The sequence below is a fragment of the Kocuria cellulosilytica genome (assembly GCF_040981245.1).
GTDB lineage: Bacteria > Actinomycetota > Actinomycetes > Actinomycetales > Micrococcaceae > Kocuria > Kocuria cellulosilytica.
In genome coordinates this window covers 215468-239788 of record NZ_JAVFWZ010000005.1, presented here as the reverse complement: position 1 = coordinate 239788, position 24321 = coordinate 215468, and the positions used below count along the sequence as shown (strand labels likewise).

At 72.8% G+C, this 24321-nt stretch carries 17 protein-coding genes; 3 read left to right on the top strand and 14 right to left on the bottom strand.

Annotation, left to right across the window (positions count from 1 at the left end; genetic code table 11):
• Nucleotides 1–492: 492 nt before the first annotated feature.
• From glgB to RCG67_RS10290, 3 genes are all read right to left on the bottom strand, one after another.
• On the bottom strand, nucleotides 493–4431 hold the full coding sequence (glgB, locus tag RCG67_RS10300; protein WP_368826026.1) for a 1,4-alpha-glucan branching protein GlgB: 3939 nt from the start codon (nucleotides 4429–4431) through the stop codon (nucleotides 493–495).
• Between the two features lie 53 nt (nucleotides 4432–4484).
• On the bottom strand, nucleotides 4485–6254 hold the full coding sequence (gene treS / locus RCG67_RS10295) for a maltose alpha-D-glucosyltransferase (RefSeq protein ID WP_368826025.1): 1770 nt from the start codon (nucleotides 6252–6254) through the stop codon (nucleotides 4485–4487).
• 108 nt (nucleotides 6255–6362) lie between these two features.
• Entirely contained in the window at nucleotides 6363–8849 is a 2487-nt protein-coding gene (locus RCG67_RS10290; protein ID WP_368826024.1) for an alpha-1,4-glucan--maltose-1-phosphate maltosyltransferase, read from the bottom strand.
• A gap of 157 nt (nucleotides 8850–9006) precedes the next feature.
• On the opposite strand from RCG67_RS10290, the gene glgP reads away from it, so the two are divergent.
• A complete protein-coding gene (gene glgP, locus RCG67_RS10285; RefSeq protein WP_368826023.1) occupies nucleotides 9007–11604 on the top strand; it encodes an alpha-glucan family phosphorylase in 2598 nt (865 codons plus the stop codon).
• 104 nt (nucleotides 11605–11708) lie between these two features.
• Here the strand turns inward: glgP and glgX are convergent, their stop codons facing one another.
• The 6 genes from glgX to RCG67_RS10255 are packed head-to-tail and all read right to left on the bottom strand — an operon-like array spanning nucleotide 11709 to nucleotide 18207.
• On the bottom strand, nucleotides 11709–13928 hold the full coding sequence (gene glgX / locus RCG67_RS10280) for a glycogen debranching protein GlgX (protein WP_368826022.1): 2220 nt from the start codon (nucleotides 13926–13928) through the stop codon (nucleotides 11709–11711).
• Nucleotides 13915–14889, bottom strand: coding sequence for a 23S rRNA (guanosine(2251)-2'-O)-methyltransferase RlmB (gene rlmB, locus RCG67_RS10275; RefSeq protein WP_058875344.1), 975 nt, complete (start codon nucleotides 14887–14889; stop codon nucleotides 13915–13917). The genes glgX and rlmB overlap by 14 nt, the downstream gene beginning before the upstream one ends.
• A gap of 41 nt (nucleotides 14890–14930) precedes the next feature.
• A complete protein-coding gene (cysS, locus tag RCG67_RS10270; protein ID WP_368826021.1) occupies nucleotides 14931–16361 on the bottom strand; it encodes a cysteine--tRNA ligase in 1431 nt (476 codons plus the stop codon).
• A gap of 35 nt (nucleotides 16362–16396) precedes the next feature.
• A complete protein-coding gene (gene ispF / locus RCG67_RS10265; RefSeq protein ID WP_368826020.1) occupies nucleotides 16397–16888 on the bottom strand; it encodes a 2-C-methyl-D-erythritol 2,4-cyclodiphosphate synthase in 492 nt (163 codons plus the stop codon).
• Nucleotides 16889–16892: 4 nt separating this feature from the next.
• Nucleotides 16893–17717, bottom strand: a complete 825-nt coding sequence (gene ispD / locus RCG67_RS10260) for a 2-C-methyl-D-erythritol 4-phosphate cytidylyltransferase (RefSeq protein ID WP_368826019.1) — start codon at nucleotides 17715–17717, stop codon at nucleotides 16893–16895.
• A 7-nt stretch (nucleotides 17718–17724) separates the two neighbouring features.
• Complete coding sequence (locus tag RCG67_RS10255) at nucleotides 17725–18207, bottom strand: CarD family transcriptional regulator (protein ID WP_017831963.1); 483 nt, start codon at nucleotides 18205–18207, stop codon at nucleotides 17725–17727.
• Between the two features lie 156 nt (nucleotides 18208–18363).
• Here RCG67_RS10255 and RCG67_RS10250 point away from each other — a divergent pair, with 156 nt between their 5' ends.
• The gene (locus RCG67_RS10250) at nucleotides 18364–18912 is read left to right on the top strand and encodes a hypothetical protein (RefSeq protein WP_368826018.1); all 549 of its coding nucleotides are present in this window, start codon (nucleotides 18364–18366) and stop codon (nucleotides 18910–18912) included.
• Nucleotides 18913–18997: 85 nt separating this feature from the next.
• On the opposite strand, the gene RCG67_RS10245 is transcribed toward RCG67_RS10250, so the two are convergent.
• Entirely contained in the window at nucleotides 18998–19678 is a 681-nt protein-coding gene (locus tag RCG67_RS10245; RefSeq protein ID WP_368826017.1) for a winged helix-turn-helix domain-containing protein, read from the bottom strand.
• On the bottom strand, nucleotides 19675–20943 hold the full coding sequence (locus tag RCG67_RS10240; RefSeq protein WP_368826016.1) for a sensor histidine kinase: 1269 nt from the start codon (nucleotides 20941–20943) through the stop codon (nucleotides 19675–19677). Before RCG67_RS10240 ends, RCG67_RS10245 begins: the two co-directional genes overlap by 4 nt.
• Before the next feature lie 220 nt (nucleotides 20944–21163).
• Between RCG67_RS10240 and phoU the strand changes: the two genes are divergently transcribed.
• Nucleotides 21164–21862, top strand: a complete 699-nt coding sequence (phoU, locus tag RCG67_RS10235; RefSeq protein ID WP_058875337.1) for a phosphate signaling complex protein PhoU — start codon at nucleotides 21164–21166, stop codon at nucleotides 21860–21862.
• A 109-nt stretch (nucleotides 21863–21971) separates the two neighbouring features.
• Here phoU and RCG67_RS10230 read toward each other — a convergent pair whose 3' ends face one another.
• From RCG67_RS10230 to RCG67_RS10220, 3 genes are all read right to left on the bottom strand, one after another.
• The gene (locus RCG67_RS10230; RefSeq protein WP_368826015.1) at nucleotides 21972–22730 is read right to left on the bottom strand and encodes a phosphoglyceromutase; all 759 of its coding nucleotides are present in this window, start codon (nucleotides 22728–22730) and stop codon (nucleotides 21972–21974) included.
• Between the two features lie 94 nt (nucleotides 22731–22824).
• Nucleotides 22825–23139, bottom strand: coding sequence for a DUF2516 family protein (locus RCG67_RS10225; protein WP_058875335.1), 315 nt, complete (start codon nucleotides 23137–23139; stop codon nucleotides 22825–22827).
• 10 nt (nucleotides 23140–23149) lie between these two features.
• The gene (locus RCG67_RS10220) at nucleotides 23150–24319 is read right to left on the bottom strand and encodes a trans-sulfuration enzyme family protein (protein ID WP_368826014.1); all 1170 of its coding nucleotides are present in this window, start codon (nucleotides 24317–24319) and stop codon (nucleotides 23150–23152) included.
• Nucleotides 24320–24321: the final 2 nt, after the last annotated feature.

Below are 24321 nucleotides of genomic sequence, written 5' to 3'. Positions count from 1 at the left end.
CAACCCATCAACCGAAAAAACATTCGGTATCAACAAACATGGCACACTATTGAGTTCTCAAACAACAGACCGGTCAGCGTGTCTGACTTGACACCTTGCTGCCGGAGTGCTCTGCAACCTTAGCCCTTCCGGTCGACCCCGGTCAATCTCGGGTGAACTCTTGGTTACCCGATCGTGACGGCGCCGCCTTCCGGCGAAGCTCACAATCTCCCACCCTAACACTCTTCCGTTCCCGTGCAACTCGCTGGCTGCTCGGTGCGGACGGTCCGGAGCGGGATCGTCGTCCCGTGGTTCTCCCGGAGGAGTTCCTCGCCGCGACGACTTGGAAGAAGTTACCCGCTTTCCGCGGCCCGTGCAAACCGGGTGTCCCGGCCCCGCTGCCACGGCCCCGGCCGTGCTCCGGAGCGGGGTCCGGACGGCGGAAGGGCCCGGATCCGAGGATCCGGGCCCTTCCGCCGCTGCTCCGCTCCGCGCCCGCCGGGCGCGGCCGGCTCAGTGCTCGGCCGGCTTGAGGTACAGCACCGCCAGCGGCGGAACGGTGAGCTCGACCGATGCGGGGTTGCCGTTGTGCGCGCCCTCGGTGGCGGTCACCTTGCCGAGGTTGCCCACCCCGGACCCGCCGAAGTGCTCGGAGTCCGTGTTGAGCACCTCGACCCACTCACCGGCCCAGGGCAGGCCCAGCCGGAAGTTCTCGTGCGGGTTGCCGGCGAAGTTCGCCACGCACACGAGCGGGTTGCCCTGCTCGTCCCAGCGGGTGAAGGACAGGGTGTTGCGCCCGGCGTCGGCGGCGTCGATCCACTCGAAACCGGCGGGGTTGTTGTCCCGCTCGTACAGCGCGGGCGTCTCCCGGTAGATCCCGTTGAGGGTGCGCACCAGCTCCTGGACCCCCTTGTGCGGCGGGGTCTCGGAGAGCCACCAGTCCAGGCCGTGCTCCTGTGACCACTCGGACTCCTGGGCGTACTCCGTGCCCATGAAGATCAGCTGCTTGCCGGGGTGGGCCCACATGAAGGCCAGGTACGCGCGGACGTTGGCGAGCTGCTGCCACCGGTCGCCCGGCATCTTGCGCAGCAGGGAGCCCTTGCCGTAGACGACCTCGTCGTGGGAGATCGGGAGCAGGAAGTTCTCCGAGAACGCGTAGACCAGCGAGAACGTGAGCTTGTTGTGGTGGTAGTACCGGTTGACCGGGTCCTCCGCCATGTACTCGAGGGTGTCGTTCATCCACCCCATGTTCCACTTGAGCCCGAAGCCCAGCCCGTCCGCGTCGGTCGGGCGCGTCACGCCCGGGTAGGAGGTCGACTCCTCGGCGATCATCACGATGCCCGGGGTGCGCTTGTACGCGGTGGCGTTGGCCTCCTTGAGGAAGGCGATGGCCTCGAGGTTCTCCCGGCCGCCGAAGACGTTGGGCTCCCACTCCCCCTCGTTGCGCGAGTAGTCGAGGTAGAGCATGGACGCGACCGCGTCCACGCGCAGGCCGTCCACGTGGAACTCCTCGAGCCAGTAGGACGCGTTGGCCACCAGGAAGTTCCGGACCTCGTTGCGGCCGTAGTCGGGGATCAGCGTCCCCCAGTCCTTGTGCTCGCCCCGGCGGGGGTCGGCGTGCTCGTACAGGGGCTCGCCGTCGAAGCGGGCCAGCGCCCACTCGTCCTTCGGGAAGTGGCCCGGGACCCAGTCCACGAGCACGCCGATGCCGGCCTGGTGCAGCTTGTCCACGAGGTAGCGGAACTCGTCCGGGCTGCCGAAGCGGGAGGACGGTGCGTAGTAGGACGTGACCTGGTAGCCCCAGGAGCCGCCGAACGGGTGCTCGGCCACCGGCATGAACTCCACGTGCGTGAAGCCCTGCCAGGTCAGGTACTCGACGAGCTCCTTCGCGAGGTCCTTGTACCCGAGGCCCTTCCGCCACGAGCCGATGTGCAGCTCGTAGACGCTCATGGGCGCGTTGTGCGGATCGGTCGTCGCCCGGCGCGCCATCCAGGCGTCGTCCTGGAACTCGTACTCGGACTCGAAGACGCGGGACGCCGTGGACGGCGGCACCTCGGTGCCGAAGGCCATGGGGTCCGCCTTCTCGCGCCAGCCGCCGTCCCGGCCGAGGATGCGGAACTTGTAGGTGGCCCCGGAGCCGAGGCCCGGGACGAAGATCTCCCACACGCCCGAGGACCCGAGGGAGCGCATCGCGTGCTCGCTGCCGTCCCAGCCGTTGAAGTCGCCGATGACCCGGACCGCCTGGGCGTTGGGCGCCCACACGGCGAAGGCCACACCGGTGATGTCGCCCATCGCGGAGGGGTAGCGGCGCACGTGCGCGCCGAGGACGTTCCACAGCGTCTCGTGGCGTCCCTCGCCGATCAGGTGGAGGTCCAGCTCGCCCAGGGTCGGCCCGAAGCGGTACGGGTCGTCCATCCGCTGCGGCTCGAGGTCCCGGTAGGTCACGTCCACGCGGTAGTCGGGGATCCGCCCCGGCTCGTGCGCGGGGACCACTCCCGTGAAGATGCCGCCCCACTCGTGCTCGAGCTCGAAGGTGCCGTCCTGCGTCACGACGGCCACGGCGGTCGCGAAGCGGCGCAGCGTGCGCACGGTGACGCTGCCGTCCGGGTTCAGGTGGGCGCCCAGGACGCTGTGCGGGTCGTGGTGGCGGCCCTCGGACACCGCCGCCAGCAGGTGCTCGGCCACGGGGACCGGGCCCGCCGGGGCCACGTCGTGGCCGGCCGGGGCCGGGCGGGAGCTCTGGACGGGGTCGGATCGGTCCTGCGGAGTGCTGGCGCTCACTGCGTCCTCGATTTCCGTTCCCGGTTCCGCCGAGATGTGCCGCGCGGAGCGGGAGCTGTCGTCGTCGTGGTCGGTGCCGGGCACGGGGTCCGCACCGGCGGTATCAGGGTTCACGCTACGCGACCGGAGGCTCTCCAGTGAACGGCGCACCGCCGCGGCGGGCACGTCCACCCAGTCGGGCCGGTTGCGCTGCTCGTAGACGACCTCGTACAGGGCCTTGTCCAGCCACAGCGCCAGGAACAGCGGGGAACCGCGGTCCACCGCGTGCCCCGCGCCCTGCTCGTAGCCCGCCAGGAACGCGTCGCCGGCACGCCGGCCCCACTCCTCCGCGTCCTGCGCGCCGGCACGGGCGCCGAAGGCGGCGGCGTAGTCGAAGGACCGCAGCATGCCGACCACGTCTCGCAGGGCGACGTCCGGGCGGGTGCGCTCCTCGATGGCGCGCAGCGGCTCGCCCTCGAAGTCCAGGACCTTGAACTGCCCGTCCTCGGTCTGCAGGACCTGGCCCAGGTGGTAGTCGCCGTGGATGCGCTGCAGCGGGGGCAGCTCCGGAACGTCGTCGAGGGACGTGATCAGCTGGTCGAGGGCGGCCGCGTGGTCCGAGAACAGGGAGCCGGTCTCGGTGCGGGCCCAGCGCAGGCGTCCCCCGAGGTCGTTCAGGAGACGGGCGCGGGCGGCGTCGTCGGGCGTCTCCGAGCCGAAGGCGCGGCCCAGGTCGCGGTGCACGCGCGCGGTCGTGCGGCCCAGCTCCCGGGCCTCCTCGGAGAAGTCCGCGCCCTGCTCCGCGGCCTCGACGGCCCGCGCCCACGCGTCGGCGGAGCCGGCCAGGAACTCGGTGGCCACGGCCAGCTGCCCCTGCACGGCGCTCAGCCCGGAGCGCCAGCGGGCGTCGAGCCACCCGAAGGTGCTCGGCACCGCGGGGCAGCCCAGGGAGGTGAGCTCGCGGCCCACCTCGACGTCCGGGTTGTCGCCCTCCCCCAGCACGCGGAAGAACTTCACGATCACGGTGTCGGCGTCCTCCCGGCCCGAGGGCGGGGTGAGGATCACCGAGGAGTTCGACTGCTCGCTGGAGATCACGCGCACCTGCTGGGGCGTGTCGACGGCGTAGGTGACGCTCAGGGCGTCGCCGTGCGCACCGGTCACGGTCAGGCCCAGGGGGCCGGAGCTCACCGACTCCGCGCGCTGCATCAGCTCGAGGACCGGGCCGACGAAGACCGGGTCCCCGACCCCGTCGTAGACCCAGGGACCGGCCACGGCGTCCTCCGCCCCGGGCAGCGGCAGGCCCGTGCGGTGGGCCACGGCACGGCCGGCGCGGGCGGCCCGCTCGCGGAGGAAGCGCGCGGCCCGGCGGGGCGCGGGGCCCTCCTCCTCGGCTCCGTCCGCCCCGGGGTCCTCGGCCGCGGCCGGCGCCAGCTCCCCGACGAGGAAGCGCTCGGCTCCTTCGAGGGGCGCCGCGCGGAAGGTCAGCGGCACCTGGAGGAGCTCGGTGCGCGCCCCTTCGGAGGCCTCCAGCAGCAGGATCCGGGCGCCCGCGCCCTCCTGGTCCGGCAGGGCGAGCTGGGCGACGACCCGCAGCTCCACGCCGGCGCCGCCGTCCGCGAAGGGGAACCACCGCTGCCGCGGCAGCCACCGGCGCAGGAGGTCGAGGAGCTCGTCGGGGTGCTGGTCGGTCATGGGATCAGGTCCTTCCGGGGCGGGCGTGGAGGTGGACGGACGCGGGGACGCGCTCAGGACGTCGGGGACGCGGTGATGATCGGCATGGCCGTGGTCTGGGGGTGCGTGCCGTCGTCGCGGGGAGCGGCCCGGAGGCGCAGCCAGAAGAAGTCCTGGCTGCCGAGGGTGATGCGGTACTCCCCGGCCTCGTCCACCTCGCCGAACAGGTCGCCGCCGAAGAGCTCGCGCAGCCCGCGGCCCGCGAACTGGGGCAGCCGGATCCGCGCGCACGCGGGGGTGTGGGCGAGGTTGAACAGGCACAGCACGGTCTCGCCGCGCCCGTCGTCGGTCTCCGCGTCGGGGAGCACGCGCAGGAAGGCGAGCACGGAGTCGTGGTCGGTCTCCACGCCGACGTAGGAGCCGAGGCCGAAGGCCGGGTGCGCCTTGCGCACCGCGAGCATCTGGCGCATCCAGTGCAGCAGGGACGACGACGACGCCAGCTGCGCCTCCACGTTGACCTGGTTGTAGTGGTAGACCAGCGACTGGACCACGGGCAGGTACAGCTTGCCCGGGTCCGCCTTGGAGAATCCGGCGTTGCGGTCCGGGGTCCACTGCATCGGCGTGCGGGACGCGTCCCGGTCGTCGAGCCAGATGTTGTCGCCCATCCCGATCTCGTCCCCGTAGTACAGGAACGGGCTGCCCGGCAGGGACATGAGCAGCGCGTGGATGAGCTCGATCTCCGCGCGGGAGTTGTCGAGCAGGGGCGCCAGCCGGCGGCGGATGCCCACGTTGGCGCGCATCCGGGAGTCGGGGGCGTACCAGCCGAGCATCGCCTGGCGCTCCTCGGTGGTCACCATCTCGAGGGTCAGCTCGTCGTGGTTGCGCAGGAACGTCCCCCACTGGGTGCCGCGCGGGATGTCCGGCGTCTCCTGCATGGTCTCCACGATCGGGGCGGCCTTCTGGTCGCGCAGCGCGTAGAAGATCCGCGGCATGATCGGGAAGTGGAAGCACATGTGGCACTCCGGGCTCTCCTCGGTGCCGAAGTACTCCACCACCTCGTGCGGCATCTGGTTCGCCTCGGCGATGACGACGCGGCCCGGGTACTCCTCGTCGATCATGGCCCGCAGCCTCACCAGGAAGTCGTGGGTGCCCGGGAGGTTCTCGCAGTTCGTACCCTCCTCCTCGATCAGGTAGGGGATCGCGTCGGCCCGGAACCCGTCGATGCCCATGTCGAGCCAGAACTTGACCACGTCGAACACGGCCTCGACCACGGCGGGGTTCTCGAAGTTGAGGTCCGGCTGGTGCGAGAAGAAGCGGTGCCAGAAGAACTGGCGGCGGATCGGGTCGAACGTCCAGTTCGACTCCTCGGTGTCCACGAAGATGATCCGGGCGTCCTGGTACTTCTCGTCCGTGTCCGACCAGACGTAGAAGTCGCCGTACGGTCCGTCCGGATCCTCGCGGGAGGCCTGGAACCAGGGGTGCTGGTCGCTCGTGTGGTTGAGCGGCAGGTCCGTGACCACGCGCAGCCCGCGGGCGTGCGCCTCGGCCACGAGCCGCTTGAAGTCGCTGATCGTCCCGAACTCGTCCAGGACCGAGTAGTAGTCGGAGATGTCGTAGCCCCCGTCCCGCAGCGGCGACTCGTAGAACGGAGGGATCCACAGGCAGTCGATGCCCAGCCACTGCAGGTAGTCCAGCTTGTCGATCAGGCCGGAGAAGTCGCCTGAGCCGTCACCGTTGGCGTCAGAGAACGCCCGGACGAGCACCTCGTAGAACACCGCTTTGCGGAACCAGTCGGGGTCGTGGGAGATGCCGGGGGCGTTGAGCGAGTACGGCGAGATGCTCATGCGGGGGTGCCGCCTTTCGGACGGGTGGGTCGGAGACCATCGGTGCTTCGGGAGGGGCCCTCCAGGGCAGTGTGCCCAGGAGGGCCCCGACGGGGTGCGGTGGCGCCCCTACTTGACGTTGCGGCGGATGTGCAGGACGTGCGCGGGATCGTAGTGCGGGTCCAGCCGCACGTAGTTGTGCGTGCCCCACTTCCAGGAGTTCCCGCTGAGCAGGTCGTCCACCCAGAAGCTGCCGTCCTCGTTGAAGTCCGCGTCGTCCAGGTTCAGGGACTCCAGGTCCAGCCACACGGTGCCCTCGCGGACCGCGTGCGGGTCCACGTTGACGACCACGACGACCGTGTCCTTGTAGCTCGAGCCCCCGTGCCGCACCGTCTTGGTCTTCGTGTAGGCGACCAGGGCGTCGTCGGACGTGGACTGCACCGTGAGGTTCTGCAGGTCGCCCAGCGAGGCGTGCCGGCGCCGGATCTCGTTGAGCCGCGTGAGGTACGGGGCCAGGGACTGGCCGCGCTCCTCCGCGCCGGCGAAGTCACGGGGCCGGTACTCGTACTTCTCGTTGTCCACGTACTCCTCGGCCCCTGCCCGGGCCACGTGCTCGTAGAGCTCGTAGCCGGCGTAGACGCCCCACAGGGGGGAGCCGGTGGCGGCCAGGACGGCGCGGATCTTGAAGGCCGCGGGCCCGCCGAACTGCAGGTACTCGGTGAGGATGTCGGGGGTGTTGACGAAGAAGTTCGGCCGGTAGACCGCCGAGGTCTCGTGGCTGACCTCCGCCAGGTACTCCTCGATCTCCTTCTTGGTGTTGCGCCAGGTGAAGTACGAGTAGGACTGCTGGAAGCCGACCCGGGCGAGGCCCTGCATCATGGCGGGACGCGTGAACGCCTCGGCCAGGAACACGACCTCGGGGTGCTTGGCGTTGACGGTGCCGATCAGCCACTCCCAGAACCACAGGGGCTTGGTGTGCGGGTTGTCGACGCGGAAGATCCTGACCCCGTGGGAGATCCACAGCTCCACGATCCGCAGCACCTCGAGGGACAGGCCCTCGGGGTCGTTGTCGAAGTTGATCGGGTAGATGTCCTGGTACTTCTTCGGCGGGTTCTCCGCGTACGCGATGGAGCCGTCGGCGCGGGTCGTGAACCACTCCGGGTGCTCCGTGACCCACGGGTGGTCCGGGGAGGCCTGCAGGGCCAGGTCCAGGGCCACCTCGAGGCCGAGGTCCCCGGCGCGGGCGACGAAGCCGTCGAAGTCCTCGAAGGAGCCGAGGTCCGGGTGGATCGCGTCGTGCCCGCCCTCGGGGGAGCCGATGGCCCACGGGGAGCCCGGGTCCTGCGGACCGGCCACCAGCGTGTTGTTGGGACCCTTGCGGTGGGCGCGGCCGATCGGGTGGATCGGGGGCAGGTAGATGACGTCGAAGCCCATGGCCGCGACACGGTCGAGGCTCTCCGCGGCGGTCCGGAAGGTGCCCGAGGTCCAGGTGCCGGACTCGGCGTCGAACACGGCGCCCTCGGAGCGGGGGAAGAACTCGTACCAGGACCCGCGGCCGGCGGCGGTCCGCTCGACCTTCAGCGGGTACCGGCGGCTCTCGGTGACCAGGTCCCGCACGGGGCGCTCGGCGACCACGGCCAGCACCTCGGCCGAGGTGCCCGCCTCGAGCCGGTGCTCGGCGGGCAGCTCGCCGTTGCCGAGCGTGCGCGAGACCGAGCGGAACAGCTCCGCGTCGGAGTCCGGGCGGCCCGGCTCCGCGGCGGCGCGGTCGAAGAGCGCGACGCCCTCGGCCAGCATGAGGTCGACGTCCTGGCCCACGCCCACCTTGATCTCGGCGGCGTGGCGCCACGTCTCGAACAGGTCGCCCCAGCCCTCGACGGCGAAGGTCCAGGCGCCCTCGGCGGTCGGCGTCAGCCACGCCTCGTAGCGGTCGGTGCCGGGGGTGGTCAGGCGCATCGGCACGCGCTCGGCCTCGACGCCCTGCGGGTCGTACAGCACCGCGGTCACGCCCAGGGCGTCGTGCCCCTCGCGGAACACGGTGGCGCCCACCCGGATCGTCTCGCCCGGCACGGCCTTGGCCGGGAAGCGCCCGTCCTCGACCACGGGGCTGACGCCGACGATCGGGATCCGGCCGTAGACCAGGTCCTCGCGGGAGAACGCCGAGCCGGCGGCCTTCCGGCGCGTGGTCGTCGCCTTCCGCGGCGTGGTGGCCTTCTTGGCGGCGGCCGTCCTCGTGGTGCCGGCCTTCGCGGCCGGGGCCTTCGCAGCCGGGGTCTTGGCGGCCCCGGTCTTCGCGGCCGGGGCCTTGGCCGCCGCGCTCCGGGTGGTCGAGGTCCGCCGCGCGCGGGGCTTCGGCTCCGCGGCCTCCGCGGCGGGGACGACGGCGACGCCGGGCTCGTCCTCCACGGGCGCAGCGGCCTCCGCCGCCGGGGCCTTCTTGGCGGTCGAGGCCCTGCGCCGCGCGGGCGCCTTCTTCGCGGGCTGCTCGGCCGCCGCGGCGGCGGCACCGGCGCCGGGAACGGCGGGCGTCGTCGAGGAGTCGGGGGCGGGCGCGCCGGCCGGGCTCTGGGCCGGGTCGGACGGGGGCGGCGTGTTGGCTTGGCTCACCTGGACCACGTTAGCGACAAACCCGGCGATCGTTAAGCCCGCTGTCGAACCGTGGGACGGTGTCGCCGCCCCGGTCTCCCCGGGCCGGAGGAGCTGCCCGGCGCGCCGGAGCACGGCTGGGCCGTGGCGCCCGGGTCCGGCGCCCCGGCACCGGTAGTCTGACGGCGTGAAGGCAATCCGTAGATTCACCGTGCGCACCGTGCTGCCGGAGTCCATCGCCCCTCTGAGCCGGCTCGCGAGGAACCTCCGCTGGTCCTGGCACCGGCCCACCGAACAGCTGTTCGCGGACCTCAACCCCCAGGCGTGGGAGGCGGTGCACGGGGATCCGGTCAAGCTCCTCGGCTCTCTCACCCGGGAGGAGATCCAGCAGATCGCCCAGGACCCGGCCACCGTGCGCCGGATTGCGGAGCTGGACGCCGATCTCGAGCGCTACCTCACCGAGGACCTGTGGTACCAGCGGACCCAGACGGAGGACGCCCCGCGGGCCATCGCCTACTTCTCCGCCGAGTACGGGGTCACCTCCGTGCTCCCCCAGTACTCGGGCGGGCTGGGGATCCTCGCCGGCGACCACCTCAAGAGCGCCTCGGACCTCGGCGTGCCGGTGGTGGGGGTCGGCCTGTTCTACCAGCACGGCTACTTCAAGCAGTCCCTGTCCCGCGACGCGTGGCAGCAGGAGTCCTATCCCGTGCTCGACCCGGACGGCATGCCGCTGACGCTGCTGCGGGAGGAGGACGGCACCCCGGTCCGGGTCACTCTGCCCCTGCCCAACGGCCGCTCCCTGTCCGCCCACATCTGGCGGGCGGACGTCGGCCGCGTCCCGCTGCTGCTGCTCGACTCCGACATCCCGGACAACGACGACCACGCCCGCAACGTCACGGACCGCCTCTACGGCGGCGGCGGCGACCACCGGCTCCAGCAGGAGCTGCTCCTGGGGATGGGCGGGATCCGCGCGCTGCGGGCCTTCTCCCGGCTGACCGGCGCGCCGGCCCCGGAGGTCTTCCACTGCAACGAGGGCCACGCCGGGTTCCTGGGCGTCGAGCGGATCGCGGAGCTCATGGACCCCGCGGACGGGACCGAGCCGATGACCTGGGACGAGGCCCTGACCGCCGTGCGCTCGGCCACCGTGTTCACCACCCACACCCCCGTGCCGGCGGGCATCGACCGGTTCGAGCAGGCGCAGATCGAGCACTTCCTCGACGCGGGTCTCGCCCCGTCCGTGCCCACGGCCCAGGTCCTCTCCCTGGGCGCGGAGGACTACGACGGCGGCGACCGGTCCAAGTTCAACATGGCGGTCATGGGCCTGCGCCTGGCCCAGCGCGCCAACGGCGTGGCCAAGCTGCACGGTGTGGTCTCCCGGGGGATGTTCCAGGGCCTGTGGCCGGGCTTCGACGCCGACGAGGTGCCGATCGGCTCGATCACCAACGGTGTGCACGTGATGACGTGGATCGACCCGCGCATGGCGGAGCTGGCCCTCGACCCGATGGGCCCCGACCTGAACCGGGCCGCGCGGTGGCGCCGGATCTACACCGCGGACGACGCCGAGCTGTGGGCCGTCCGCCGGGAGCTGCGCGCCCGCCTGGTGGAGGACGTCCGGGCCCGGCTGCGGGCGTCGTGGAAGAAGCGCGGTCTCGCGGACGCCGAGCTGGGCTGGACCGACACGGTCCTCGACCCGGGCGTGCTCACGATCGGCTTCGCGCGCCGGGTGCCCACCTACAAGCGGCTCACGCTCATGCTGCGGGACCCGCAGCGGCTCAAGCGGATCCTGCTGGACCCGGAGCACCCGGTCCAGCTCGTGGTCGCCGGGAAGTCCCACCCGGCCGACGAGCAGGGCAAGCGCCTGATCCAGGACCTCGTGCGCTTCACGGACGACCCGGAGGTGCGCCACCGCATCGTGTTCCTCCCCAACTACGACATCGCGATGGCCCGGACCCTGTTCCCCGGCTGCGACGTGTGGCTGAACAACCCGCTGCGCCCGCTCGAGGCGTGCGGCACGTCCGGGATGAAGGCCGCCCTCAACGGCGGGCTGAACCTGTCGGTGCTCGACGGCTGGTGGGACGAGATGTACGACGGCCAGAACGGCTGGGCCATCCCGACGGCCGACGAGGGCGCGCACCCGGACGAGCGCGACGACATCGAGGCCGCGGCGCTCTACGAGCTCATCGAGAACCACGTGGCCCCGCGGTTCTACGGCGAGACCGCGGAGGGCTCGGACCCGAACACCGACGGCGTGCCGCACCAGTGGCTGGCCATGGTCAAGCACACCCTGGCGACCCTGGGCCCGCGGGTCTCCGCCAAGCGCATGCTCGAGGACTACGTGCGGCAGCTCTACGTCCCGGCCGCCGTCTCCGGGCGCCGGGCCGCGCTGGAGGGCCACGCGGCCGCCCGGGCCAAGTCCCGGTGGGTGGGACGCGTGCGCCAGGCGTGGGACCACGTGTCGGTCGAGCACGTCGACACCGAGGGCGTGGCCCAGGACCCGCAGATCGGCGACGAGCTCACGGTGTGCGCCTACGTCTCGCTCGGCTCGCTGAGCCCGGACGACGTGTGCGCGGAGATCGGCTACGGCCGGGTCTCGGAGACCGACCACATCCACGAGCGCAAGTACGCGGCCCTGAGCCCCGTCGGCGACCTGGGCGGCGGGCGGCACAAGTTCTGCGGGACGATCACCGTGGACCGCTCGGGCCCGTTCGGCTACACCGTCCGGGTGCTGCCGGCCCACCCCGAGCTCGCCGACAAGGCCGAGCTGGGGCTCGTGGCCAACGCCTGAGCCGCCGGCGACGCGGCACGGCACCGCGCGGAGGGGCCGCACCCGGGAGTTCCGGGGTGCGGCCCCTCCGCCGTCCCTCCTCGGCGGCGCTCCCGCTCAGCGGCTCAGAGCACCCGGAAGAGCGTCACCGAGCTGGCGGGGACGCCCTGCGCCTGGCCCGCCCGGAAGCGCGTGCCGTAGCGCCCGTGCAGCACCGAGGCCGTGCTGTGCACCAGCGAGTAGACGCCGTCGGTCTTCTCGAGGGGGTGCCCGTCCTCCTCCGGCCGCTGCAGGTCCGTCAGGTGCGGGAAGGTGATCGCCATGTCGGCGCTCGCCCCGTTGATCACCATGAGCCCCGCCACCCGGCCGCCCCGGGAGCCGATCAGCACCTGGATGGTCCGGGCGCCGGGGGTCTGCCAGCCGGTGGCGGTCATGGCCGTCCCGTCCGGGCCGAACCAGTGCATCATCACCTCGTCGGGGCGGGTCGGGAAGTGGGAGGGCTGCCCCGCCAGGAACTCCCCGCGCACGCCCACCAGGGAGCGGGTGGCCGCGAGCATGGCGCGGTCCGCCGGGGTGAGCCGCCAGTCCACCCAGGACAGCTCGTTGTCCTGGCAGTAGGCGTTGTTGTTCCCGCGCTGGGTGCGGCCGAACTCGTCCCCCGCCGTGATCATCGGCACGCCCTGGGAGAAGAGCAGGGTGGCCATGACGTTGCGCGCCGTCTGCGCCCGGTCGGCCCGGATCCGGACGTCCCGCGCCGGGCCCTCCACGCCGTGGTTCCACGAGTGGTTGTCGTTGGTCCCGTCCCGGTTCTTCTCCAGGTTGTCCTGGTTGTGCTTGTTGTCGTAGGAGACGAGGTCCGCCAGGGTGAAGCCGTCGTGGGCGGTCACGAAGTTCACGGACGCCAGGGCGCTGCGCCCGGACGCCGCGAACAGGTCCGCGGAGCCGGCGAGCGCCCCGGCGAGCCGTGCGGCGTTGCCTCCGTCCCCGCCCAGGCTCATGCTGCGGGGGCCGGTGAGCCAGAAGTCGCGCACGGTGTCCCGGAAGCGGTCGTTCCAGTCGGCCCACCCCTCGGGGAAGTGGCCCGTCTGCCAGCCGCCCATGCCCACGTCCCAGGGCTCGGCGATCAGCTTCGTGCCGAACAGGGCGGGGTCCGCCCCGATGGCCACGAGGAAGGGGTGGTTGCGGGTGAAGCGGTGGCGCTCGTCCCGGGCCAGCTCGGGGGCGAGGTCGAAGCGGAAGCCGTCCACGTGGCAGCGCTCCACCCAGTAGCGCAGGGAGTCCAGCGCCATCTGCACCACCCGCGGGTTGCCGAAGTTCACGGAGTTGCCGCACCCGGTGACGTCCACGTAGCGGCCGTCCTCGCCGTGGCGGTAGTAGGCCTCGTCGCCGAGTCCCCGCCAGCAGTAGGCGGGCTCCTCCTGGCCGGCCTCGGCGGTGTGGTTGTAGACGACGTCGAGGTAGACCTCGAGGCCCGCGCGGTGCAGGTCCCGGACCATGGCCTTGAACTCGTCCAGCACGCCCTGCGGCCCGCGGGCGCGGGCGGCCTCGGTCGCGTAGCCGGTGTGCGGGGCGAAGAAGCCCAGCGTGTTGTAGCCCCAGTAGTTGCTGAGCCCGAGACCCGTGAGGTGGGGCTCGTCCAGGTGGGCGTGCACGGGCAGGAGCTCGACGGCCGTGACGCCCAGGGACGTGAGGTACTCGGTCATCGCGGGGTGCGCGAGGCCCGCGTACGTGCCCCGCAGCTCCTCCGGGACGTCCGGGTGCAGGGCGGTCAGGCCCTTGACGTGCGCCTCGTAGACCACGGTGTCCCGCCACGGGGTGGCGGGACGGCGGTCCTCGTCCCAGTCGAAGTCCTGCTGGACGACCACGGAGACGTACCGTCCCCCGTAGGCGTCGGGGCCCGGGTCCTCGACCCCGGGCGGCGGGGCGACCCGGCGCAGGCCCTTGCCGTAGGGGTCGAGCAGGATCTGCTGGTCGGCGGGGTCCGGGGCGCGGTGGCGGGAGGCGACCGGCGAGTCGGCGGCGACGAAGCCGTACTCCGTGCCGGCGGGCAGGGCCGGGGCCTCGTCCCGGTGCCGCGCGTAGTCGAAGCCCGTCTCCGAGAGCCGCTGCTGCTCGGCCGGCGGGACCGTCCCGTGGTGCACCCCGCCGGTGCGGCCGGTGAGCCGTCGCCGCTGCCACCGCCCGCCGGGCAGCCGGTAGACGAGGTCCACGTCGGGGATCCCGGGGGCGTAGACGGCCACGTTGGCGCTGCCGTCGCGCTCGTGCGAGGGGTGGACCCCGAGGGGGTAGGGGTGGGAGACGTACGGCCGACCGGTGTCCTGCCGCCGGGGCTCAGGCACCAGCACGGCGTCGCGACACCTCGTACAGGGTGATGCCCACGGCCATCGAGGCGTTGAGCGACTCCATCGTGGAGTCGATGGGGATGGACACGATCTGGTCGCAGTTCTCGGTGACCAGCCGGGACAGGCCCTTGCCCTCCGAGCCGACCACGACGACGAGGGGCTCGGTGGCCAGCTCGAGGCCGGGCAGCTCGACGTCGCCGCCGCCGTCGAGGCCGACCACGAAGTAGCCCATGGCCTTGAGCTCCTCGAGCGTGCGGTTGAGGTTGGCGGCCTTCGTGACGGGCACGCGGGCCGCGGCGCCGGCGCTGGTCTTCCAGGCGGAGGCCGTGACGCCCACGGACCGGCGTTCGGGCACGATCACCGCGCTGCCCGAGAACGCGGAGACGCTGCGGATGATGGCGCCGAGGTTGCGGGGGTCGGTGATCCCGTCGAGGGCGACCAGCAGCGGGGGGCGGCGGACGTGCCGCTTCTCCCACTGGGTCATGAGCTTGCGGGCCGTCTCCACGGCGTCCTGGTACTCGTAGGGCGGCACCTGCAGGGCCACGCCCTGGTGCACGGCGTCGCTGGTGAGCCGGTCGAGCTCGCCCTTGGAGGCCTCGAGGATCGTGATCCCGCGCTCGGCGCAGATCTGCAGGATCTCGCGCACGCGGTCGTCGACGTCGATCTTGCTGGCCGCGTGCAGGGCCTTGGCGGGGATGTCCGCGCGCAGCGACTCGAGCACCGAGTTCCGCCCGGTGACGAGGTCCTCCTGCACCCTGCCGCGGGAGCGCGCCGGGGTGCGGCCGCCCGGGCTCTGCCGGCGCTCGGCGGCCTTCTTCATCTTGTGCGCCTTGTGGTAGGGACGGTCCTCGGCCTTGGGCGTGGGGCCCCGGCCCTCGAGGGCCTTGCGGCCGTGGCCGCCGGTGCCGACCAGCGGGCCCTTCTTGTTCTTGCGGATCGCGCCGGGACGCTTCGGGGCTGGCATGGGTTCCTCTGTTCGGTCGTGGGTGGTGGGGGGCGGGCCGGTCAGGCCACGGACCAGGTGGATCCGCCGGGGGCGTCGCGCACCGCGACGCCGGCCGCGGCGAGCTCGTCCCGGATCGCGTCGGCCCGGGCCCAGTCCTTGGCGGCGCGGGCCCGGTCCCGCTGGGCGAGCAGCGAGCGCACGAGGGTGTCGAGGGCCGTGTGCTCGGCCGTGCTGCCCCCGGCGTCCCCGAGGTCCATGAGCCCGGTCAGCCCGAGCACGTCGGTCATCGCGCGGACCGCGCGGGCGGGCCCGGCGGCGTCGAGGCCGTCGGCGAGCGCGGAGTTGCCGGCGCGGACGGTCTCGTGCAGGACCGCGAGGGCCTGGGGGACGTTGAGGTCGTCGTCCATGGCCTCGCCGAAGGCCTCCGGCACGTCCCCGGCCGCCCCGTCGAGGCCGGCCCCGGCGTCCCGGGCCGCGCGCAGGAAGGACTCCACCCGCTCGACCGCGGCCGTGGCCTCGGTGAGGGAGGTGGGCCGGTAGTCCAGCACGGACCGGTAGTGGGCCTGGCCGAGGTAGTAGCGCACGGCCAGCGGCCGGGCCTCGGCGAGCATGTCCGCCGGGGACACGGTGTTGCCGATCGACTTGGACATCTTCTCGCCCGCGTAGGTGACGAGCCCGTTGTGCAGCCAGAGGCTCGCGAACCGCTGCCCGGCCGCCGTGGACTGGGCGAGCTCGTTCTCGTGGTGGGGGAAGCGCAGGTCCAGCCCGCCGCCGTGGATGTCGAAGTGCTCGCCGAGGTACTTCGCGGCCATGGCGGAGCACTCGAGGTGCCAGCCGGGACGGCCGGCGCCCCAGGGCGAGTCCCAGCTCGCGGTCCCGGGCTCGCCCGGCTTGTGCCCCTTCCACAGGGCGAAGTCGCGGGGGTCCCGCTTGCCGCGGGGGTCGGCGTCGGGGGCGTCCTGCATGTCCTCGACCGACTGGTGGGTGAGCTCGCCGTAGCGCTCCCAGGAGCGGACGTCGAAGTAGACGTCCCCGGAGCCGTCCGGCGCGGGATAGGCGTGCCCGGCGTCGACGAGGGTGCGGATCAGGGCGTGCATCTCCGGCACGTGGCCCGTGGCGCGCGGCTCGTAGGTGGGCCGGCCGACGCCGATGGCGTCGTAGGCGGCGTTGAACGCCTGCTCGTACCGGTAGGCGAGCGCCCACCACGGCTCCCGCGGGTGGTCGCCGTCGTAGTCCGGGGCGAAGGACGCGGCGGAGTTGGCGAGGATCTTGTCGTCGATGTCGGTGACGTTGCGCACGGTGGTCACCCGGTAGCCGCGGTGGGCCAGCCACCGGGCGAGCTGGTCGAAGACCAGGGCCGAGCGGACGTGGCCGATGTGCGGCATTCCCTGCACGGTGGCGCCGCAGTAGTACAGACGGGCCTCGCCGGGGTGGGCGGGCTCGAAGTCCCGCACGGTCGCGGTGGCGGTGTCGTAGAAGCGCAGAGTCACACGGCCCATCATAAGGGCGGGCCGCGGCGCGCCGGTCAGGCCCCGCCCGTGCCCGCGGGGACGACCAGGGCGGTGGCCACGGCCGCGAGGCCCTCCCCGCGGCCCGTGAGCCCGAGCCGGTCGGAGGTCGTGGCGCTGACCGTGACGGGCGCGCCGGCCGCCGCGGTGAGCACGGCCTCGGCCTCGGCGCGCCGGGGCGCGAACCGCGGCCGGTTCCCGATCAGCTGCACCGCCACGTTGCCGATCTCGAAGCCGGCCGCCCGCACGATCCGGGCCGCCTCGGCGAGGATCCGCGTCCCGGACGCGCCCTCGAGCTCCGGGCGGTCCACGCCGAAGTTGGCGCCGAGGTCGCCGGTGCCCGAGGCCGAGAACAGGGCGTCGGCGGCCGCGTGGGCCACGACGTCCCCGTCCGAGTGCCCGGCGAGACCGCGCTCCCCCGGCCACTCGAGGCCCCCGACCCACAGCGGGGTGCCCTCGGGCCCGAAGGCGTGGACGTCCACGGCGATGCCGGTGCGGGGCAGGATCACGGGTTCAGCGCTCCTCGGGTCCGGGAGGGGGGTCGGGAAGGGAGGCGCCGGCGGTGACGGGCACCGCCCCGGCCGTGCCCGGCGCGCGCCCGCGCAGGACGGCCTCGGCCAGCACCAGGTCGAGCGGGCGGGTGATCTTGAAGGCGTGCTCGTGCCCGGGCACCGTCAGCACCGCGGTCCCCGGGGCGTGGACCTCCACCAGGGAGGCGTCGTCGGTGACGGCCCCGGGGTCCGTCCCGGCCGCCTCGGCGGCGCGGTTCACCGCCCGGAGCAGGGCGAGGTCGAAGCCCTGCGGGGTCTGCACCGCGCGCAGCACGGTGCGGTCCACGGTGCCGAGCGACCGGCCTGCGTCGTCGACCCGGCGCATCGTGTCCGCGACGGGCAGCACGGGCACCACGGCGCGCTCCCCCGCGCGCAGCCGGTCCACCACGGTGCGGAAGACCTCGGGCGGGGTGAGGCAGCGCGCGGCGTCGTGCACGAGCACGGCGGGGCAGGCGGGCTCGGTCCGCTCGAGCTCGGCCAGCGCCGCCCGCACGGACTCCGCGCGGGAGGCACCACCGGTCACCGGCCGCGCGCCGTGCGCCCGGGCGGTCGCGGAGAGCTCGACGTCCCCGGCGGGGACGGTCACCAGCACGGGCCCGGTCGGCCCGGCCTCCCGGATGCCCCGCAGCGCGTGCTCCAGCAGCGGGCGGCCGTCGAGGGCCACCAGGGCCTTGGGGATGCCGTGCCCGAGCCGGGTGCCGGAACCGGCGGCCACGACGACGACGGCGAACCCGCCCTCCGGGGAGGGCGGGTTCGCCGTGCTGGGCCGTGCTGCGCCGTCGGTCACGGGCCGGTCAGGACGCCAGGATGTCGTCGAGGCGCTTCTCGGCCTCTTCCTCGTCGATCTTCTTGGCGAGCGCGAGCTCGGAGGTGAGGATCTGGCGGGCCTTCGTCAGCATCCGCTTCTCCCCCGCCGAGAGCCCGCGGTCCCGGTCGCGCCGCCAGAGGTCGCGCACGACCTCCGCGACCTTGAGCACGTCGCCCGAGGCGAGCTTCTCGAGGTTGGCCTTGTAGCGCCGGGACCAGTTGCTGGCCTCCTCGGTGTCCTTCGCCTGCAGGACCGAGATGACCTTCTTGAGCCCGTCCTCGTCGACGACGTCGCGCACGCCCACCAGGTCGACGTTCTCCGCGGGTACCTCGATCACCAGATCCCCCTGGGTCACCTTGAGCTTGAGATACATCTTCTCTTCGCCCTTGACGGTGCGGGTCTTGATCTCCTCGATGGTCGCCGCGCCGTGGTGCGGGTAGACAACCGTCTCGCCAACCTCAAAAACCATATGGAAATACCCCTTTCAGAACTTCCATTCTAACACGGTGTAGGATTCGCCGATCCGGGCCGGCCGGGGCCCTCCGGGCCCGGCGATGCGGACGAACCGTCGGCAAACGGATAGGCTGGGCGGGACACCGTCCTGAGCTCCCGAGGAGTACGCGCCGTGAAGATCGCCGCCCCCAAGTTGCTGCAGCGCGCAGGCCTGAGTGCCGCCGCCGCGGCCGCCCTGCTGTCCACCGCCGGATGCGCCTACATCAACCCTCCGGCCACGACCATGATCTACTCCCCCGCGGACGGCATCGTGGAGCGGGTGGGCGACGTCAAGCTGACCAACGTGCTGATCGTGGCCACCGACGCCGACGCCGAGGGCCGTGTGCTGGGGACCCTGGACAACGACGGCGGCCAGGACGTCACGCTGTCGATGGACGTCGACGGCGCCACCGCCGAGGTGCAGATCCCGGCCAACGGCTCCGTGGCGCTGGAGGAGGCCGACCCCGTGATCGTGGACCGCGCCGGTGCCGCACCGGGGCTCATGGTCGAGACCGAGTTCACCGTGGGCGGCGAGTCCCTCACCGAGCAGGTCCCGGTGCTCGACCACACCTTCGAGCGCTACGCGGAGTTCGTCCCCGGCGGCGCCCCCACCACCCCGGCCAACCCCTCCAACACGCCCGTGCCCCTCGACGAGATGGCGGGCCAGGAGGGCGGTCACTGACGCCTCCTGCCGGCACGCGCGCTCGGACGACAGGGCCCGGAACCCCGCGGGGTTCCGGGCCCTCTCCGTCGGCGGTGCGGCGGCCTCAGCCCTCGAACTTGTAGCCCAGTCCCCGCACCGTCACGATGTGCCGCGGGGCGGAGGGGTCGGGCTCGATCTTGGCGCGCAGGCGCTTGACGTGCACGTCGAGGGTCTTGGTGTCCCCCACGTAGTCCGAGCCCCAGACCCGGTCGATGAGCTGCCCGCGGGTCAGCACCCGCCCGGCGTTGCGCAGCAGCATCTCCAGCAGCTCGAACTCCTTGAGCGGCATGGCCACCCGCTCGCCGTGGACGCTGACCACGTGCCGCTCGATGTCCATCCGCACGGGCCCGGCCTGCACGGTCGCCGAGACCAGCTCCTCGGGCTCCCCCTGCCGGCGCAGGACCGCGCGGATCCGGGCGACGAGCTCCCGGGACGAGTACGGTTTGGTGACGTAGTCGTCGGCCCCGAGCTCGAGCCCCACCACCTTGTCGATCTCGGCGTCCTTGGCCGTGAGCATGATGATCGGCACGGACGAGCGCTGCCGCACCTGCCGGCACACCTCGGTGCCGGAGAGCCCCGGGAGCATGAGGTCCAGCAGCAGCAGGTCGGCCCCGGACCGGTCGAACTCCGCCACGGCGTCCACGCCGTTGTCGACGACCTCCACCTCGAACCCCTCCTTCCCGAGCAGGTAGGAGAGCGGGTCGCTGAGGGACTCCTCGTCCTCGACGATCAGGATGCGGGTCACTGTCGGTCCTCCGTGCTCCCGGCGCGCGCCGCGGGGGCGGCGGGCCGTGGGGTCGATGCCTCTGGGCGGGGTGGTGCCGGCTCCGGCACCGGGCGGGCGGACGCGCCGGGAGCCGGCTGCGCGGCCTCCCCGGGGTCGTCGGCGCCCTCGATCTGGGGGATGCTCAGGGTGAACGTGGACCCGCGGCCCGGCTGCGACCAGAGGGTGGCCTCGCCGCCGTGCTGCGACATGACGTGCTTGACGATGCTCAGGCCCAGCCCGGTCCCGCCCGTGCGGCGGGAGCGGGCCGCGTCCACCCGGTAGAAGCGCTCGAAGATCCGGTCCTGCTCGTCCTCGGGGATGCCCGGGCCCTGGTCGGTCACCGAGATCTGGGCCATCCCGTCCCGCTCCCGGACGCCGACGCCCACGCGGGTGCCCTCCGGGGAGTAGTGCACGGCGTTGTCGATGAGGTTGCGCAGCGCCGTGACGAGCAGGTCCGGGTCGCCGAAGACGGGCCGGGTGACGCGCCCGCCCACCGCGATCTCGATGCCCTTGTTCTCGGCCGGGAACCGGTTGCGGTCCACGGCGTCGGCGATCACCTGGTTGAGGTCCACGGGGCGGCCCTCGGTGACCACGTCCGCGCCCTGCAGGCGGGAGAGCTCGATGATGTCCTGGACCAGGGCGGTCAGGCGGGCGGACTCCTTGTGCAGGCGCTGGGCGAAGCGGCGCACGGCCTCCTCGTCCTCGGCCGCGTCCTCGATCGCCTCGGCGAGCAGCCCGATGGCGCCCACGGGGGTCTTCAGCTCGTGCGAGACGTTGGCGACGAAGTCGTTGCGGATCGACTGCGCCCGGACGATCTCCGTCTGGTCGTCGGCGAGCAGCAGGATGTACTCCTCCGCGATGGGGGCCACGCGGACGTCGAGCACCACCGCGCCCGTCTGGAACGGCCCGCGGGTCAGCTCGACCCGCCGCTCCTCGATCACGCCGCTGCGCCGGGCCCGCCGGATCATCTCGAGCATCTGCTCGTGCACCACGGTGTGCCCGCGGACCAGGCCGAAGGCGTAGGCCGCCGGGGAGGCGCGCACCACGCCGTCGACCCCGTCCACGACCACGTAGGCCCGGCCGATCACCGCGAGCACGTCCGCGGTGCCGTCGGGCAGCGTGGGCTCCTGGACGTCGGCGCGGGCGCGGCGGCCGCGCCCGCTCACCCGCAGGGCGATCAGACCGCTCACCCCGAGGGCGAAGCCGAGCAGACCCGCGGCGACGGCGATGGCAGTTGGACTCACGGATCCAGCTTAGGCACTCGGGGGCGCGGCGGCCCCGCACGGGGCGTCACGAGCTACAGGTTCAACGAACGTTCATCCTAAGATGAGCGAAAGTTCACTCCTGGCTGTGACGGTGGCGGCGGGTGTGCTCGCACCCGGCCCCCACGTCATCCGTCCCGCTCCGCGCCGCACCCCGGCCGCGGCGGCACGGGACGCCGCCGCATCTCGAAAGGACGCATCCGTGCGCAAGGTTTTCCAGGCAGAACTCCACCAGGTCGGTGAGGAGCTCATCCAGATCGCGACCCTGGTGCGCGAGGCCCTCGCCCGCGCCAAGGACGCGCTGCTCGACGCGGACATCCAGCTCGCCGAGGAGGTCATCTCCAACGACGCCCGGATCGACTTCCTGCAGAACGACCTCGACGAGCGCTCGATCGACATCCTCGCGCTGCAGAGCCCGGTCGCCTCGGACCTGCGGATGATCGTGGGCGCGCTGCGGATGAGCGCCTCCCTGGAGCGTGCCGGCGACCTCGCCCGGCACCTGGCCCAGGCCGTGCGCCTGCGCTACCCCGAGCCGGTCATCCCCGAGCCGCTCGTGGAGACGTTCACCCGGATGTTCGACCTCGACCTGCAGATCGTGGACCGGGTCATCCAGGTGCTCCAGACGCGCGACCTCTCCCTGGCCGACGAGATCTTCTCGCTCAAGGGCGAGGTCAACAAGCTGCACCAGTCCGTCTTCGACGCCCTGGCCGCGCCGAGCTGGGACTGCTCCGTGCCCACCGCCGTGGACGTCACCCTGTGCTCCCGCTACCTCGAGCGCATCGGGGACCACGGGGTCTCGGTGACCCGCAAGGTCTCCTACCTGGTGACCGGCGACTGGGTGCCGGCGACCTCCGACCGCCCGACCGGCCACGGCCACGTGGGCCGCGACGGGGGCGAGTGAGCGCCCGTCCGGGCGCGCGCTGTGCCGCGTCCGGGCAGGAGCAGAGGGGCCGGGCCCGCCGCTGCGGCGGGCCCGGCCCCCCTGCTCGTGCTGCGGGAGCCGGCCGGGGCTACTTCTTGCCCTGGTTGGCGACCGCCTGGATCGAGCTCGCGGCGGCCTCGGGGTCGAGGTACTCGCCGCCGGCCACGAGCGGGCGGAGGTCCTCGTCGAGCTCGTAGTAGAGCGGGATGCCCGTGGGGATGTTCAGGGCCGCGATGTCGTCGTCGGAGATGCCGTCGAGGTGCTTCACGAGCGCGCGCAGGGAGTTTCCGTGCGCGGCGACGATCACGGTGTGCCCGGCCCGCAGGTCGGGGACGATCTCCTGCTCCCAGTAGGGCATGAAGCGGTCGAGGACGTCCTTGAGGCACTCGGTGCGGGGCGCGTTCTCGACGTCGGCGTACCGGGGGTCGCCGGCCTGGGAGTACCGGTCGGAGTCCTCGAGCTCGGGCGGCGGGACGTCGAAGGAGCGGCGCCAGGTCATGAACTGCTCGTCGCCGTACTCCTCGCGGACCTGGGTCTTGTCCTTGCCCTGGAGCGCACCGTAGTGGCGCTCGTTGAGCCGCCAGGACCGCTTCACGGGGATCCAGTGCCGGTCCGCCCGGTCCAGCGCGAGGTGGGCGGTGGTGATCGCCCGGCGCAGCAGCGAGGTGTGCAGGACGTCCGGTGCGATCCCCTTCTCGACGAGCAGCTCACCGCCGCGGACGGCTTCCTCCCGCCCCTTCTCGGTCAGGTCCACGTCCACCCACCCGGTGAACAGGTTCTTCTCGTTCCAGTCGGACTGTCCGTGCCGGAGCAGGACGAGCTTGTGCGGTGCTGATTCGGTAGCCATGGCGCCATTCTTCCACCCGCGCGGCGGCGCGGGACAAGCGGGCGTCACCGGCGCCCCGTGTCGCGGGGTCAGCCGCGCGCCCGGGGGCCGGCGGTCACCAGTTGTTGGGGCCCTTGGACTCCAGGCCCACGGCGGGGCGGACGTCGGCGAGGTAGACGCCCACGGCCGTGCCCGCGATGAGCAGCACGAACAGACTGGGCCGCAGGAGCAGCAGCGTGAAGACCGTGAACGCCAGCGAGCCCCCGGTGAGCGCGAGCCAGAAGCCCTTGGTGCGCTTGAAGGCGCGCTGGAACTGCACCGGTGCCTTGGTCAGGCAGTCCACGAAGGCCCACACGGCCAGGCCGGCGACGACCAGCGCGAGCGAGATGTCGATGAGACGCACGAGTAGGAAGACCCAGGGAATGTCCACGCCGCCCAGCCTACCGGTCGATCGCGGACAGGGCGCGGTCGAGGTCCTCCCAGAGGTCCTCGACGTTCTCGATGCCCACCGACAGGCGCAGCAGCGTCTCCGGGACGCTGTGCGGCTCCTCGTGGTGCCGGCGCCGCCGCTCGACCAGGGACTCCACCCCGCCGAGGGAGGTCGCGGGGGTCCACACGCGCAGCGTGTCCACGGCCGCCTCGACGGCGGCGACGTCCCCCGCGGGGACGATCGCCACGATCGCGCCGAAGCCGTCCATCTGCGCGGCGGCGCGCTCGTGGCCGGGGTCCCCGGGCAGGCCCGGGTAGCGGACCTCGAGCACGGCCGGGTGCCGCTGGAGGCGGCGGGCGAGCTCCGCGGCGCTGGCCGCGGAGCGCTCGACCCGCAGCGCCAGGGTCCGCATCCCCCGCAGCGCCAGCCAGGCCTCGAACGGGCCAGGGATCGCCCCGTGCAGGGAGCGGTGCCCGTGCAGCCGGGTCCGCAGGGCGGGGTCGGAGGTGACGGCCGCCCCCAGGACGACGTCGGAGTGCCCCGCCAGGTACTTGGTCACGGAGTGCACCACGACGTCGGCGCCGTGCTCGAGCGGGCGCTGCAGGAGGGGGGTCGCGAAGGTGTTGTCCACGCACGTGAGCACCCCGCGCTCGCGGGCCGCCGCGAGGAGCGCGGGGAGGTCGGCGACCTCCAGCATGGGATTGGTGGGGCTCTCGAGCCAGAGCAGGTCGGCGGCGCCCAGGGCGGCCACGACCTCCTCGGTGTCCGTGACGTCCACGGTCCGGACGGTCAGCATCCCCCGGGACTCGAGGTCCGCGGCCAGGGCCAGGGAGCCCTGGTAGCTGTGCCGGGGCAGCACCAGGCAGCCGCCCGCCGGGACGAGCGAGAGCACCGACGCGACGGCGGCCAGGCCCGAGGCGTAGAGCAGACCGGGGAGCTGCGCCTGCTCGAGCCGTGCCAGCACGTCCTCGACGTCCTCCCACGTGGGATTGCTGAAGCGCCCGTAGGTGCGGTTCCGCTCGTCGAGCTCGCCGGAGCCCCGGTAGGTGGAGGTCAGCACGATGGACGGGCCGACCGGCGCGTCGTGCTCCGGTGCGGGCCGCCCGCCGGCGACCAGCACGGTGTCCGGGCGGAGGTCGGCGGGGCCGTGGGCGGGCGGGATCTCGGGGCGCGCAGTCATGG

What these genes read in the sequence shown, in the direction of transcription:
- glgB (WP_368826026.1), bottom strand. Translation starts at nt 4,431, where the DNA reads ATGACCGACCAGCACCCCGACGAGCTCCTCGACCTCCTGCGCCGGTGG.
- treS (WP_368826025.1), bottom strand. Translation starts at nt 6,254, where the DNA reads ATGAGCATCTCGCCGTACTCGCTCAACGCCCCCGGCATCTCCCACGAC.
- rlmB (WP_058875344.1), bottom strand. Translation starts at nt 14,889, where the DNA reads ATGCCAGCCCCGAAGCGTCCCGGCGCGATCCGCAAGAACAAGAAGGGC.
- RCG67_RS10255 (WP_017831963.1), bottom strand. Translation starts at nt 18,207, where the DNA reads ATGGTTTTTGAGGTTGGCGAGACGGTTGTCTACCCGCACCACGGCGCG.
- RCG67_RS10230 (WP_368826015.1), bottom strand. Translation starts at nt 22,730, where the DNA reads ATGGCTACCGAATCAGCACCGCACAAGCTCGTCCTGCTCCGGCACGGA.
- RCG67_RS10220 (WP_368826014.1), bottom strand. Translation starts at nt 24,319, where the DNA reads ATGACTGCGCGCCCCGAGATCCCGCCCGCCCACGGCCCCGCCGACCTC.